The following is a 699-nucleotide window of genomic DNA, read 5'->3' on the forward strand; positions in this document are numbered from 1 at the left end:
TAATTCAACTGACACATGTCCCTGGTTAAAGGTCATAGTCCAATTGCCATCTGTCCATGGTATTGACGATTGAGTGGCAGCCGCTACTTCTTTTACTTGATCTGAAGTTGCTGAATTAACAGCTGCTTCGTTATTTTCTATATCCTCTTGATTGCTCGATCCAGCGGTAGCATCTGGCTGAATCTCTGAAACACTAGCTTGATCAGGATTATTTATGATTACACTGCTTTCATCCGGCAAAGTTTTTACATCACTTTCTTCTTTAGAATGGGAAGTATCCAATTCTTTACTATCTGACGGCTCTGGCGGCTGATTCTTTGAACTTATTTGGCTAGTCACTACTTTCTCCTTCTCAGCGATCACTTTCTCCACCGCCAGGCGAGACATGATTTGTGCTTGATAGGATATGTTAATTTCTTCATTCATTTTAACTTGGCTACTGTACATATTTAAGTTAACTAAATAGATGAAGGTTAGGATCGACATATACATTAATGCGGTAAATAAGACAAACCCACTTTTCTTCATTGTTATTTACCCTTCTTTACTAAAGGTAAAAGGATTTTGTAATCCTTACCATCGAATAGCCTCACTTTAAACAGGAAGTTCCCATTATCTAATTCTTGGATCGTGAGACCTGTAGCATTTGGAATTTGTGGCTCGTATCCTCCGTTTAAAGAATATCTAATCCAGGAGTTT

1 protein-coding gene is annotated in these 699 nt (G+C 38.2%); it reads right to left on the bottom strand.

The window, feature by feature from the left end:
- Positions 1 to 528: hypothetical protein (locus ACRCJ0_RS17700; RefSeq protein ID WP_431391460.1), on the bottom strand; the 528-nt coding region annotated here is incomplete at its 3' end.
- Positions 529 to 699 lie beyond the last annotated feature (171 nt).

This window comes from Aerococcus sp. L_32 (assembly GCF_050689315.1).